The 13,788-nt window shown below is 47.5% G+C and carries 10 protein-coding genes; 5 read left to right on the top strand and 5 right to left on the bottom strand.

All coding sequences use genetic code 11. The annotated features are described in order from the left end of the window. On the top strand, positions 1–1,287 hold the full coding sequence (locus tag QUA90_RS04025) for an MFS transporter (RefSeq protein WP_333443965.1): 1,287 nt from the start codon (positions 1–3) through the stop codon (positions 1,285–1,287). A gap of 227 nt (positions 1,288–1,514) precedes the next feature. Here the strand turns inward: QUA90_RS04025 and QUA90_RS04030 are convergent, their stop codons facing one another. From QUA90_RS04030 to QUA90_RS04040, 3 genes are all read right to left on the bottom strand, one after another. Continuing rightward, positions 1,515–3,602, bottom strand: coding sequence for an acylase (locus tag QUA90_RS04030; RefSeq protein ID WP_333443967.1), 2,088 nt, complete (start codon positions 3,600–3,602; stop codon positions 1,515–1,517). Positions 3,603–3,960: 358 nt separating this feature from the next. Then, positions 3,961–5,034 (bottom strand): hypothetical protein, encoded by a 1,074-nt coding sequence (locus QUA90_RS04035; protein WP_333385138.1) that lies wholly within the window; start codon positions 5,032–5,034, stop codon positions 3,961–3,963. A 102-nt stretch (positions 5,035–5,136) separates the two neighbouring features. Next, positions 5,137–6,588, bottom strand: coding sequence for an energy transducer TonB (locus QUA90_RS04040; protein ID WP_333443969.1), 1,452 nt, complete (start codon positions 6,586–6,588; stop codon positions 5,137–5,139). Between the two features lie 768 nt (positions 6,589–7,356). On the opposite strand from QUA90_RS04040, the gene QUA90_RS04045 reads away from it, so the two are divergent. Next, positions 7,357–8,016 carry a MotA/TolQ/ExbB proton channel family protein gene (locus QUA90_RS04045; RefSeq protein WP_333082117.1) on the top strand — a complete coding sequence of 220 codons (660 nt, stop codon included), beginning with the start codon at positions 7,357–7,359 and terminating at the stop codon, positions 8,014–8,016. Then, positions 8,000–8,401 (top strand): biopolymer transporter ExbD, encoded by a 402-nt coding sequence (locus QUA90_RS04050; protein WP_333322881.1) that lies wholly within the window; start codon positions 8,000–8,002, stop codon positions 8,399–8,401. The genes QUA90_RS04045 and QUA90_RS04050 overlap by 17 nt, the downstream gene beginning before the upstream one ends. A 365-nt stretch (positions 8,402–8,766) precedes the next feature. Here the strand turns inward: QUA90_RS04050 and hemL are convergent, their stop codons facing one another. After that, complete coding sequence (hemL, locus tag QUA90_RS04055; protein ID WP_333035451.1) at positions 8,767–10,065, bottom strand: glutamate-1-semialdehyde 2,1-aminomutase; 1,299 nt, start codon at positions 10,063–10,065, stop codon at positions 8,767–8,769. Between the two features lie 350 nt (positions 10,066–10,415). Between hemL and hisIE the strand changes: the two genes are divergently transcribed. Further along, positions 10,416–11,066: a bifunctional phosphoribosyl-AMP cyclohydrolase/phosphoribosyl-ATP diphosphatase HisIE gene (gene hisIE, locus QUA90_RS04060; protein WP_333443971.1), complete on the top strand. Its 651-nt coding sequence runs from the start codon at positions 10,416–10,418 to the stop codon at positions 11,064–11,066. A gap of 231 nt (positions 11,067–11,297) precedes the next feature. Here the strand turns inward: hisIE and QUA90_RS04065 are convergent, their stop codons facing one another. Beyond that, positions 11,298–12,557 carry an MFS transporter gene (locus QUA90_RS04065; protein WP_333322877.1) on the bottom strand — a complete coding sequence of 420 codons (1,260 nt, stop codon included), beginning with the start codon at positions 12,555–12,557 and terminating at the stop codon, positions 11,298–11,300. 320 nt (positions 12,558–12,877) lie between these two features. On the opposite strand from QUA90_RS04065, the gene QUA90_RS04070 reads away from it, so the two are divergent. Further along, positions 12,878–13,384: a hypothetical protein gene (locus tag QUA90_RS04070; RefSeq protein WP_333082113.1), complete on the top strand. Its 507-nt coding sequence runs from the start codon at positions 12,878–12,880 to the stop codon at positions 13,382–13,384. The last annotated feature ends 404 nt before the right edge of the window (positions 13,385–13,788 follow it).

Here is a 13,788-nt window from a genome sequence, read left to right on the forward strand (position 1 = left end):
ATGCAAAAATTTATTCAACTCTGGCTGGGACAAACGGCTTCGATGATTGGCAGCGCTATGTCCGGGTTTGCCCTGACTATTTGGATTTGGGAGTCCACCAGTCAAGCCACAGCTTTGGCTTTGTTGATGTTTTTTACTCAATTGCCGCGCATCTTGCTCGCTCCAGTTGCTGGCATTCTCGTCGATCGCTGGAATCGAAAATTTTTGATGGGGATCGGTGATGCGGTTTCAGCTTTGTTAACGCTCACTATCCTATTACTTTATATCAACCAAAACCTGCAAATATGGCATATATATGTAGCGGCTGCGATTAACGGAATTTTTGATCAACTTCAGCAGTTAGCTTACTCAGCAGCGATTGCCACAATGATGCCCGAAAAGCATTACAGCCGCGCTAGCAGTTTAAGTTTTCTGGCAAGTTACGGTGCGAGTATTATTGCTCCGACGCTGGCGGGGATTCTCTATTCTGCGATCGGGTTGAGCGGGATTTTTACGATCGACCTGGCAACATTTACAATCGCGATCGGCACGCTAGTATGTGTCAAAATACCACAGCCCGCGATCGCGCCAGCGTTGCGGAGCAATATCGCCTCGAATCCTCAGCCGACTCGCCCCCACCTGTTGCAAGAACTCAGCTTCGGATTCCGCTACATCGTCCAGCGTCCCAACGTACTTGCCTTGCTGGTGTCCCTTTCGCTATTCTGGTTCGCTCACGACATCGGCGCGGCCCTGTACTCACCGATGATACTGGCACGCACCGGCAACAATGCCAGAATCCTCGGTACTATCCTTTCAGCCGCCGGCGCAGGCGGCGTTTTAGGAGCATCAATCGTCAGTATTTGGGGCGGCCCCAAACGTCGAATCCGGGGCTTTCTGCTCGGCATGGCAGGCGCGGGCTTGAGTAAAATAGTCTTTGCTTTCGGTCAGGCGCTTTCCATCTGGATTCCCGCTCAATTTTGTTCGTCTTTCAATTTCCCCATCCTCGGCAGTTCCAACGAGGCAATCTGGTTGGCGAAAGTCGCACCAGAAGTACAGGGCCGCGTTTTTGCTACCAGAGCAGTCATCGTACAATTGGCATCAGCGATCGGTCTATTGATCGCAGGCCCACTTGCCGATCGCGTATTTGAACCCGCCATGCAACCAGGAGGTTTTTTAGCAGCTATTTTTGGCGGAATTCTGGGGACAGGTGCCGGTGCTGGCATGGCTTTGTTATACGCTATCTCCGCCCTAGGCTTATTCCTCGTTGCAGTCGGTGGGTATGCTTCCCGACTGCTGCGCGATGGCTAAAGGCGAAACGGAAAGAGGTCTTCTTCCTTCTTCCTGACATCCGTTATATCGTTTCCGGTTGCATCGAAATCATAAAATCGAGTCAACAGTTAACACTCAACCATTCAGTTTTTCGACCCGCCCGTCAACAGTCAACAGTCAACACTCAACAATCACGGACGGTGCAACCGGAATTGATATTACATCCGTTACATCCGTTACAGAATCCGTTGCCGAACTTCCTTCTGCTATAGTTTCTGGCGCGAACTCAAGTGAGCTTCAATTTCCGATCGCGATCGCCATACAGGGCGCAATTCCTTGCGAGCAAAAAGCTGCAACTGATCGCCGACGTGGGGTGAACCAGGTTGAGTGGCGTTGCCGTAACTGTTTAGCGCCATCGCTTTCACCGGATTGGAGAACTCAATCGCAGCGACAAAAGAATCGCCGGCAACCGCTTGAAAGCGATCGTCCTTGCCAGGAGCGAACCATACTGAGCGAAATACACCCAAAGCACCGTCAGCTCCATTTGCAGGCAGATTCGCCACCCCAGGCAATCGGAAGACTTCCCCCCATGCCACATCTAACGCGCCATAAGTTACCTCAACTTTGGTTGCTGCCGCTTCCAGCACCCGCAACGCCTCCGCAGGATTTGCCAACCCGTCTGGCGTCGTTAGCGGCGCATCTTCGCTCCAAGGTTTAGCGAATAACTCATCGGCATCCATCGCTTTTTTCCAAAAGGCAAACAGCACCGCACCCCGACTGTCAGCATCGACTTTCCGATCCCAAGTGGCGAGAACTTCCGCAGCGCGCCGCGCTTTTTCGCTGCCTTGGCGTGCGACGGGAATTAAATCATCAAGGAGGCGATCGGCGAGTTCTACCTGAGTAGAATGTTTGTATTGCATCAATTCATCGAAAGAGATTTTGTCATCTTCTAAGAGCATTTTTGCCGATCGCTGCGATCGCAAATCCATCGGGCCGCGCGGTGCCATGTAGGCGGGATAATTATCGGGTGCGATCGCGCTGGGAAACGTCGTTGTCCAAGGCGGATCGTTGGTATTTTGCAACCAACCGCTGGGCGGATCGACAACGCGCGGCAAATCCGCATAGGGATGATTTTTACTCCACAAAGTCTCTGAGGTATTGCCTGCGATCGTGCCTGACCAGTATTTAAAATCTCCTTTTTTGCGTATAGGGACTTGACCGTTAAACAAGTGCATGATATGCCCCTGACGATCGGCATACATGACGGTAAACATGGGAATTTCCAAGCGCTTTAAAGCCGCTTCAAATTCAGAAAAATTCTTGGCTCGTGCCATATCCCACCACTGCTGAAGGGCTGCGGATTTATCGAGTCCGACAACGCGCAGGGCGATCGCTTTGCCCTGTTTTTCTGTGACAATCGGCCCGTGAACAGAACGCCGCACGACTAGAGATTCCGATCGCAAATTTCCATTCTTTTCTTTGACTTTTAAAACCTTCTCTTCTCTGTCAAATTTTCGGACTTCGCCATCGAAGCGATAACCATCGTTAGCGAGAGGCAATTCATAGGCATCCCAGCCATCGTGAGTGTTGACAGTATGAGTCCATCCCAAGTTGTCATTAAAGGCGATCGTTAATACAGGAAATCCGACGAGAGTCGCTCCGTAAGCGTTAATTTCTGGGCCAATCAGTTGCGCTTCGTACCATAAATATAAATCCGACCAAGGAAGGTGAGGATTTCCCAATAGCATAGCATTGCCACTTTCAGAGCGCGAAGGAGCGATCGCCCAACCATTAGAGCCTTTGGGGGTGTCATTTTCAGCGAGTTCTTCAAGGTGCTCTGGCTCGACTATAAAAGTAAAATTGATGACACGTTGCGCGTGTGCCAATACATCTACCGGTTTGAGAGGCAATGCTATCTTTAATTCTTGGGTGAGCGCCTCTGGGTGTTCTTTTGCATAGGCATTCATTCCGCCAACAAAAGCATCGAGATAGTTGCGAAAAATGGGATTTTGTGATTCATACCACGCCTTGGCGCGATTAGGAATTCCCATAGTTTGCACCCAGCGATCGGATTCCAGATAATCTTCGCCCCAAAACTCGGCAGCTTGCCCGCGAGCTTGTCCATAAAGACGCAAAATCAGATTACCGTGACTTTGCATCTGCGCCCACCCAAAAGCGTAGAAAAGGCTTTTACTATTTTCTCCGTAAATATGTGGAATTCCATAGGTATCCCAAAGAATTTGAGTGCCGGTTTGAGGCGAGGATTGAACCCCTTTATTTAGAAGTAAAACTAAAATAAAACTCATTAATAACGAGACAATCCGTCGGCTTTGTTTTTTTTGTTGTAGAAACACTGAAAATTAATTCGCTAGGGTTAAACTGAGACATTGCAGCCTTTTCAACAAACTGCACAAACACAACGCCGAGGATTTAAATCCTTTTTATGGAGAACAAGGGAGAAAATTATACCAAATTAGATGCCCAAAAAGCTAACCTATCTGCGTCCATCTGCGGTTAAAAAAATACCACCTCTTCGAGAACTCCATAAAACCCGAAAAAATACCCTGTCTAAATCGGATGTGAAATTAAAAGCCCTCTCCTAACCTCACCAAATTTAAAAGCGCTATAAAACGCCGGTGTGTCGGCTCTAAAGTGCATTAATGTCATTGGTTAGGAGGGGGGTAAACAAGAAGGGCGAGATAGGTTATAAGGTTATTTTTTAATTTGACCTTGTTGCCAATTTCCTTCTACTTTCGTTCCATCTGCATAAATGTAGGAACCTTGCCCGTGTTTCTGACCGTTGAGGAATTCACCTTGATAGCGATCGCCATTGGCGTAAATGCAAGTACCTTTGCCGTTGAACTGACCATCGGTAAATTCGCCTTCGCAGCGATCGCCATTCTTAAAAACGTAAACTCCTTTCCCGCTCATCTTACCCTTGACAAAAGTGCCTTTATAGCTATCTCCATTGGCGAACTCACGGACACCTTCACCACTAAATTCTCCATTGTCAAACGGCCCTTGATAACGTCCCCCTTCTTTAAAAGTAAACAGCCCCTGACCTTGAATGTTGCCCTTCACAAACTCTCCTTCATAGCGGTTGCCGTTCTGATATTCGCGAACCCCTTTACCGTGAAACTGCCCTTCACTAAATTGCCCCTCATAACGACCTCCTTCAGCAAAGGTATAAATTCCCTGCCCGTTAGGCACATTATTCAGCAACTCTCCTTCGTAGCGGTTCTTATTAGCATATTGACAGACGCCTTTGCCGTTAATTTTTCCTTCTTTAATATCTCCTTCGCACCGAGTGCCATTACTGAACGTAAAAGCCCCCCGACCGCTGGGAGAACCATTGCTAAAAGAGCCTTCGTAACGAATGCCGTTAGTTGAGGTAAAAGTGCCTGTACCGTCGAACTCACCGTTTTTAAAAGTGCCTTCGTAGCGGTTGCCGTTAGCAAATTCGCGGACACCTTTACCGTTGAATTCCCCATCCCCAAATTCTCCTTGGTATCGACCTTCTTCTTTAAAGGTATAGATGCCTTGACCGTGAGGTTTGCCGTTGAGAAATTGGCCTTCGTAGCGATCGCCGTTGGCATATTGACAAATGCCGGGCCCGCTGAGTTTTCCCTCACTCAATTCTCCCTCGCAACGTCCGCCATCGGGTAAAGTAATTACTCCTGCCATTGCGCTGTGAGGGTTGGCAAACAACAAAGCCATTCCCAAGTTGGAACCAAGTAAGAGAGCGAGTCCCACTCGCTGAAGTTTACTTAATATTGCTGACGACATTCCCAAATTCATAATTCACAAAAAATTCAATTTTTAACTTTGCTATTTCTTGGACGGTGCTATAGAATTCCCAGCCAAATTGCTAGAGTCTCAAAAAAATCCCTAGTCAGTGAGCTGGAAGATAATGACTATTCTTTCTCCTTGAAGGCCACTCTCTGATGGGGCATATTTCCTTTCTTCTACTGTTTTCATCGCTGCGCGATTCAAGTCGTTGTATTTGCTAGGAGTCAAGATCTTGATGTTGACTGTCTTACCGTTGGGGTCAATGTCACAAATGAGTTCCACTTGGCCTTGGCGCCCTTCTTCTCTGGCTGCGCTCGGATAGTTAGGTTTACCGCAGCCACTAATGCAAGTGCCCCCAGGCGTGCCGGGAGCGCGCGAAGGACTCCCCCCTCTTCCTGGATTTGTCGGTTTTTGCCCTGACCCCGAACCGCTTCCAGAGCCTCCGCCTCCACGACCTCCGCCTCCAGAACCTCCGCCTCCAGGGCCTCCGCTTCCAGGGCCTCCGCCTCCAGGGCCTCCGCCTCCAGGGCCTGGTAAGCCAGCCGTCGCCGATCTTCCCAATCGCCCCGAACCATCCCCAAATGGCTCTGAGGAAGGTAGGTCGCCATTTTCGCTGGCGCCAGATGGTGAGTTCGACGCACTTCCTCCAGGGCTTCCGCCTCCAGGGCTTCCGCCTCCGGGGCCACCAGAGGCAAGGTTTCCTAAACCTCCGAGCGCATTTCCAGAATTGCCACCGCCTCCTGGTCTAGTAGTTGTGACTGGCGACCCAGCCCCGGGCGATCGCTGAATGGGCCCGGAAGAAGCATTTAATGGCTCTGAGGAAGGCTCCCCGCTACCCGCCGAAGCAGATGACGAGAGTGGGTTATTTTTTTCAGGGCTGTCGGAGGAGTTGGGATTTCCAACGTCTTTTGTAAAGTCTGGGAGACTCGCAGCACCCTTGGGGCGGGAGTCGCTAACGGGTGGTTCGCTTTTTGGAGGATCGGGCGAAGGGGTTTCGGGTTCTTGGGCGATCGGGGTTTTAGGAGTTTCTGGGGACTTTAAATCCTGTTGAGGTGCGGGGGAAGGCTCGATAGGAGTTGGCGGTGGCGTTACCGCTACGGGTGGCTCCTCTGGAATCGGCGGTGGAGTTACCGCTACGGGTGGCTCCTCTGGAATCGGCGGTGGCGTTACCGCTACGGGTGGCTCCTCTGGAATCGGCGGTGGCGTTACCGCTACGGGTGACTCCTCTGGAATGGGCGGTGGCGTTGCGGCTACGGGTGACTCCTCTGGGGGAGTTGGCTCTGCTGGCGGTTCTGGTTTGAACGTCTCAGGTGGGGGAGATACCTTTTCTGGAATAGTCGGCTCTGGCTGGGTTTCCTCTACTTTGGGCTCATCAAGCACAACAACTTCAATGGGTTCCTCTGCAAATTCAGCAGGTTTAACCAAGTTGAGGCTCAACGGCAGCGCGACACCGTGCAGGAAGCTTGAGGCTAACAGACTGATCGCCAGAACTTTTTTGAGAGCTTCTTCTTGTTGTTGTCTTTGCGTCGCCGAAATATTTGAAAAACTCATGCCTTATGACTCTCCTTGATGGATGGGTTGGCAACGTCCTCGCTGGCTCCCCGACATAACCCGAAACAAGCTACCAACTGCGGGTTGAGCTTGCTATCACTGATGAACCTACCCATCCTATAAGAAGACTGTCACCCTCTTCAAGACTCTTGCAATTAATTTTCATTATTTAATTTTGAGATAGCGACTAGACGCTACCAATCAGCATTTCCTTTGGGGGCGTCTACCTTGCTCTTATGGGCGCTGTCAATATTCTGATTCTGCTAAAGGAAGGTTCACAAATGCCTTAAATACAATACTCTAGCCCGTAATCTACCAACAAATTTCCACATTCTCAAGATTTTCATGTATTTTCTAAATAACTAAAATTGATTTTGTTTTTTTTATCGATAGGTTATTTTTATGTATAAACGTGGGTCATGACTTGACAAACCCTGAATTTTGTGGAAACCTAGTTGAGAATCTTTTAAATTATTGAAGATTATTGTCAAGTCCTAACGCAAATATTTAGCAAAGAAGCACTGGCAGAACAATCTGTCGCGATCTCGGTCGGGATCACATTAGGAGCATTTTGGGTACAGACGAAGATAGTCACATACAGGTAGTGCGTTTGTGCGATCGCGATCGCGATCGCGCTTGAGTGAAACAATTCGCAGCCTGAATCACTTGTGCCGACTTGACGCAGAAACTCTACCAGCCTTCTCACGGGCTAATTGCACCATTAGGCAGCTTGCGATCACTCAACACAGCTAACGAGAATACAAACTAATGGATAATTTCATTTACATTTTTCGCGCTGGGGGCATTGTTTCTTGGCCGCTGCTTGCCTCGTCAATCGCAGCAGTCGCACTGATTTTAGAGCGTCTTGTCTTTTGGTTTAAAGTGAATCGGCGACAGCGGCGGGTCGTCCGGGAAGTGCTAAAACTTTACACTCAAAACCCGGATTCCGCCATCAAAAAGTTACAAGTAAACGCTGATTTGCCCTTAGCCCGAATTTTTTTGGAAGCATTAGAATTAGACTCGCCCAACATCGAAGAATTTTGTTTGGTTTTAGAGAGTGCAGCTCAGGCAGAAATCCCCGTTTTGAAGCGATTCAATACAATATTTGACACCATTATCACCCTCTCCCCGCTATTTGGGTTGCTCGGAACAGTTTTGGGCTTAATTACCACCTTTGACTCCCTCAAACTGGGAGATGCTGCAGGCACCAATGCCGCGGGCGTTACCGGGGGGATTAGCGAAGCCCTCGTTTCTACGGCAATGGGGTTAGTGGTGGCAATCTTTACACTCTTATTTGCCAATATGTTTCGCGGGTTTTACTTACAGCAGATTGCTTTTATTCAGGAAGCCGGAGGCCAGCTAGAGCTATTGTACCGTCACCACTACGAAAAACTACCAAGAGAATCTAATTATGCGCCTACCCGATGAACCTGAGAGTATTGCCCAGATTAATATCGTGCCACTGATTGATGTAACCTTCGCCATATTGACGTTTTTCATTGTTTCCTCTTTGTCTTTATCCAAATCCGAAGGTCTGCCCGTAAATTTACCGAAAGCAGCAACCTCTCAAGTTCAGGACTCGCCTTCTAAAATTACCGTCACCATTGATCCTAATGGAAAATTAAGGGTTGATAAAAAGTCAGTCAACTTAGACCAGATTGAGAGTACGGTGCGGCAGACGATGGGGTCAAATCAGAACTCATTAATTGTGCTGAATGCGGATAAAAGCGTCAATCACGGAAATGTGGTGGAAGTTATGGATCGATTACGCCGAATTAAGGGAGCTAAGTTAGGGATTGCTACCGCAAAGTAGAGAGTTCCTATAATTACTAATTTTGATTGTCCTCACACCCTTAAACAGGAATTACCCCGTGAAAATTTACGAAAAAAGCCTGTAAGCCTAATTAAAAGCTAGTCCTGCATAGTCTCTATGATTCAGGACTTTATATCAAATCCGTTAGCATCGGAATAGTAAATTCGAGTTCACTGTTGACTGTTGACGGTTGACTGTTCACGGCGTCAACAGTCAACCGTCAACAGTCAACATCATGTATGAGTGTAACCGGATGATATTATTTGATAAAGCAGTGAAAAATTAAAGTCCTTACTGCCAACAAACAGCAAGGACTTTAATTATTTATTCCTGAGTTTTACGGACAAACATCCTTACTACACACGTTAAATACTTGCCATCACTTCACGCGCTGCAGCCAAAGTTCGATCGATATCTTCCTCAGTATGAGCCAAAGAAGTAAATCCCGCCTCAAACTGGGAAGGAGCAAGATAAATACCGTGCTCCAACATTCCCCGGTGAAAGCGACTGAACTTTGTCAAATCCGACTTCTTCGCATCCTCGTAATTGTGAACCGGGCCAGCCGCAAAAAACAAACCAAACATCCCGCTAATTTGCCCGCCCCAAACCGCGTGTCCGGCTTCCTTAGCAATTTTTAGCAATCCGTCAGAGAGTTTTTTGGTAATCTTATCCAACTGTTCGTAAGTGCCGGGTTTTTGCAGCAATTCCAAAGTCTTAATCCCAGCAGTCATCGCCAAAGGATTTCCCGAAAGGGTACCCGCTTGATACATAGGGCCAGCAGGAGCCACCATCCCCATAATATCACGCCGTCCGCCGTAAGCTCCCACCGGCAAACCGCCACCGATAACTTTACCCAAAGTAGTCAAATCCGGGGTGACACCGAATCTTTCCTGAGCTCCGCCGTAGGCGATGCGGAAACCGGTCATTACTTCATCAAAAACTAACAAAGCACCGTTATCCTTAGTAATTTCCCGCAAACCTTCGAGAAAACCAGCATCCGGGGTAATAAAACCGGCATTCCCCACCACTGGTTCGAGAATTACGCCTGCTATCTCGCCGGGATTTTCGGCAAATAAAGCTTTGACTGCTTCTAAGTCATTGTAGGGAGCGTTGAGGGTATTGGCAGTAGTGGATTTCGGGACGCCCGGAGAGTCGGGAAGGCCCAGAGTTGCGACGCCGGAACCGGCTTTTACCAAGAACATATCGGCGTGTCCGTGATAGCAGCCTTCAAATTTAATCAGTTTATCGCGTCCGGTGAAAGCTCGCATCAGGCGCAAAACGGCCATACAGGCTTCGGTGCCGGAGTTGACAAATCGCACCATTTCAATGCTGGGAACGGCATCGATGACCATTTCGGCGAGTACGTTTTCCAACAGCGATGGTGCGCCGAAACTCGTACCTTTTTCTAAAGATTCGTGCAGGGCTTTGATGACTTCCGGGTGGGCGTGGCCACAGATGGCTGGGCCCCAAGTGCCTACATAGTCAATGTATTGGTTTTCGTCCACATCCCAAATGTAGGCTCCTTTTACCCTGTCAAAGACGATGGGCTGTCCGCCTACGGATTTGAAGGCGCGCACGGGGGAACTGACGCCACCTGGCATCAACTTCTGGGCTGCTGCGAAAATTTCTTCTGATTTGGTCGTTTTCAAGGTTGTGGAAACCAATGTTTTCTCCTTAGTGAACGTCTGCTGTTGGTAGAATAATTTTATAGCCAGTTCAACATAAAGGTTAGGTCGATTCAAGGAAACTATTCTAGTAGATTTTAGGGTACAAACCAAGGAGTAGCAATACTAGCTTGGGTTTTTCAAGCTTTGTAGCACCCGCACCGTGAAGCGAAGCTATCCCGTAGGGAATCGCCCTAAAATGTAATTTTTTGTAAAATAGTTCTTGACAATTTAGCCATCACTTGGTTAATCTTCTCTCTTCCTCTGCCTCCTCTGCGTTCTCTGCGGTTAATAAAAAACAATCTCCGACAGGAAAGCGTTAATCTATATTACCAAGTTGAAATAAAATTATGTCTACTACTGATTTATCGAGTTTGAGCCGATCGATCCCAATTGAAAAGATTCGTTACGACGATCGCGGTTTAGTGCCTGCGATCGTCCAAGATTATTTGGACGGTACGGTATTGATGATGGCCTGGATGAATCGGGAGTCGCTGCAAAAAACGCTCTCTACCGGGCAAACTTGGTTTTGGAGTCGATCGCGCGCCCAATTTTGGAACAAAGGGGCGACTTCGGGACACGTTCAAAATGTCAAAGGGCTGCGTTACGACTGCGATAGCGATGCTTTGCTAATCACTGTCGAACAAGTCGGAGATATTGCTTGTCACACGGGAGAAAGAAGTTGTTTTCACCAAGTTGATGGGGAAATTTCACCGCCGCCTGGGGATATGTTATCTCAATTATTTGCGGTAATTTGCGATCGCCGCGACCATCCTAACGAAAGTTCTTATACTTGCAAATTGTTCGAGGGCGGCGACAACAAGATTCTCAAGAAAATTGGCGAAGAGTCGGCGGAAGTTGTGATGGCTTGCAAAGATGACGACAAAGACGGGATTGCTGGGGAAGTGGCGGATTTATTTTATCACGCTTTGGTTGCTTTGGCTCACCATCAAGTTGATTTGAGAGAAGTTTACCGCAAATTGGGCGATCGACGAAAATAAATTAGTTAGTTGACGGTTAACTGTTGAGTGTTGAGTGTTGACTGTTGAGTGTTGAGTGTTGAGTGTTGAGTGTTGAGTGTTGACTGTTGACGGTTAATCCTAACAACTACAGTCTTGGACGCACGCGGAGTCACAAACCCGGTTTCTCGGAAAAATGGTGGTATCGAACCGAGAGATATTGACGCAGAAACCGGGTTTTTTTGGTCTTAGTCCTAAACGAACAACTGAATATTAGATTCTACTTTTCAACATTCGATCGAGCTTTTGCAAAATAACCACAGCCGCAATCACACTCAAAGCCAAACCCAACCAGAAATTATCCGTCGCCCATTTACCCCGATCCAAAGCCAAACCGCCCAGCGGCGGCCCGATTAAATAGCCGATCGCCCAACACTGAGAACTAACGGCCAAATACACGCCCCGCAAAGACTCCGGTGCTAAATCCACCACCAAAGCCGAAGCAAAAGGCGTATAAGCAACAGTCGCCACCGACAAAAAGCTCAAGCCTAAAACAGCTAAAAATAGATTGCCAGTTGCAGCTATTCCCGTCAAGCCGATCGCGATAAATCCCATTCCCCATAGCAGCGCAGAAATCATCAAAGCTTTCGGATGGGAAAACGGCCTCAAAGCTTTAACAACCGGCAGTTGCAAAGCCACAGTTAAAAACGTACTAAAAGCAAACAAAACGGTAATTGTACCTGTTGAAAAGCCTTTTCCCGATGTCCCCACCGCGACAAACTTGCTAAAGTACAGCGGCATTGTGGTTTGGATTTGGGAAATATATAATGTGAACAGGGTATTTACTAAAGCATAAACTAGAAGACTTCGATCTCTCAGCGCCACCATCCAGCCATTTTCCCGATTTTTTTTTCCTCTATCCCCTGGATTAGCTGGTTTGTAGGTTTCGACGATCGCGATCGCCACCACCGCAAACAGCACTAAAAACGAGATACCATCAATAATAAAGAGCGAGCGATAATTCCCCGTTACAGCAATCAACAAACCGCCCAAAATAATCCCAACTTGCAAACCCAAATTATCAGCAAGCCGCGTCAAAGCAAAAGCCTCCTGTCGCTGTTCGCCCTCAGTTAAATCCGCCACCATCGTCTCCGTTGGAGGCCAATACAAACCCACACCAAAACCCATCAGTAAATTGCCCACAATTAAGCCAGCGAAATCATTAGTCGCCGCCAGTACAAAAGAAGCAGCAGCCGAAATAATTGTCGCCAGCAGTAAAGTTCGGCGCCTTCCCCAAAATTTAGAATCGCAAAAAGAACCGCCCAAAATTCTGCCCAAAATTCCCGAAATTGAACCACTACCCAAACCAATCCCAACAGCAGTAGCAGATAAACCGACGCGATCAACAAAAAATATCGGCGCGTAAAATAAAGTAAAACCGGTGCCGCTTTGGGAGAGGAATCTGCCGGCGGCAAGAATCCAGACTTGAGGCGGGAGACGGGGCAACCAAGAGGATAATTGAAATTTAGGCATATACAGTTAAATTAGGAGTTATTTCTGGACGCAGAAACCTGGTTTTTTATAAAAAATACGTTACTGTGTTTAATCAGGGTCAAAAACCGATGTCTTTGGTTGCAGTGCATAAGTCCTATGAGTAATTATTAATTTATTCCGTACTTTTTCGGAATTAGTATTAATTAACCGAGGTGAGGACAAACATAAGTGAGCTTAACAATTCTTCAGCGTCTGTTACAGAAAAGTTACCATTAATTTAAAAATACTTAACACGATTTTATAGAAAAGTTAGTTAAACTCTAGAAAAGGCAGAAGAAAATTTTAGAGGGTCTAATTATATGACAGCTATTACAACATCAAGAGTGGAATCAATCAAACCGCGCTGGCAAGCAATTGTCATGGTTGCCCTAATTTTCTGGCTCAGCGTTAGCCTGATTTTGGATCTAGTAATTATGCCCAGTCTCTACGTATCTGGCATGACGACATCACCGGAGTTTGCAACTGCCGGGAATTTAATGTTCTGGGGATTCAACCGCGTTGAGTTAATCTGTTCGGGCGTGGTGGCAACGGGTTTGATGGTTTTGAGCAATTTAGTCGGTGACTTCGGCAAGCGCAGCCGCACAGCAATTTTATTATCATTGGTACTTTTGACGATCGCCCTGATTGACACCTACGCCCTGACACCCCAAATGAGCGCCTTGGGAATGCAGCTAAATCTGTTCGATTCCGCAGCAGAAGTGCCCGCCGGGATGAATCTACTGCACCAAGGCTATTTTGCATTGGAAGCTCTGAAGTTGGCTGTCGCCGGTACGCTGCTAGGCTGGTGCTACCAAAACCAAGTTTAATCGACACAATACTCAGAGGTTGAGTGCAGAAAAAAAACTCAACCAGCAGCGGGGGGCGTGAAGTCACGCCCCCCGCTAATTTTTAAAATTTTAGCTATCGAAAACGAGGCTTGAATGAATTGCAGCCCTTCTGTATTCATCGGCGTTAATCTGTGTTTATCTGCCTGTATCTGCGGTTAAAAAAAGAGAATTTCTTGGGCCGCAGATGACAATGGATTGACGCTGATTCACGCGCTTGTCGAGAAGAGAGATATGAATAAACTCCGAGGCTAACAGATTTGAGATAACTATACTGTCAAGTTTCCTGACCCGCCCAAAAACGGATACTTGCGAACGACTCCTGTGGTGGAGAGCTCAAAATTTTAGACTCTTGTTCAAACTCCCAGATTCATCTGTAGAGTAAA

It is taken from the genome of Microcoleus sp. D3_18_C4 (assembly GCF_036702355.1).
Lineage (GTDB): Bacteria > Cyanobacteriota > Cyanobacteriia > Cyanobacteriales > Microcoleaceae > Microcoleus.

Coding starts and splice junctions, on each gene's coding strand:
- QUA90_RS04050 (WP_333322881.1), top strand. CDS start 8,000: ATGCGCCTACCCGATGAACCTGAGAGTATTGCCCAGATTAATATCGTG.
- hisIE (WP_333443971.1), top strand. CDS start 10,416: ATGTCTACTACTGATTTATCGAGTTTGAGCCGATCGATCCCAATTGAA.
- QUA90_RS04065 (WP_333322877.1), bottom strand. CDS start 12,557: ATGCCTAAATTTCAATTATCCTCTTGGTTGCCCCGTCTCCCGCCTCAA.
- QUA90_RS04035 (WP_333385138.1), bottom strand. CDS start 5,034: ATGTCGTCAGCAATATTAAGTAAACTTCAGCGAGTGGGACTCGCTCTC.
- QUA90_RS04045 (WP_333082117.1), top strand. CDS start 7,357: ATGGATAATTTCATTTACATTTTTCGCGCTGGGGGCATTGTTTCTTGG.
- QUA90_RS04025 (WP_333443965.1), top strand. CDS start 1: ATGCAAAAATTTATTCAACTCTGGCTGGGACAAACGGCTTCGATGATT.
- QUA90_RS04070 (WP_333082113.1), top strand. CDS start 12,878: ATGACAGCTATTACAACATCAAGAGTGGAATCAATCAAACCGCGCTGG.
- QUA90_RS04040 (WP_333443969.1), bottom strand. CDS start 6,588: ATGAGTTTTTCAAATATTTCGGCGACGCAAAGACAACAACAAGAAGAA.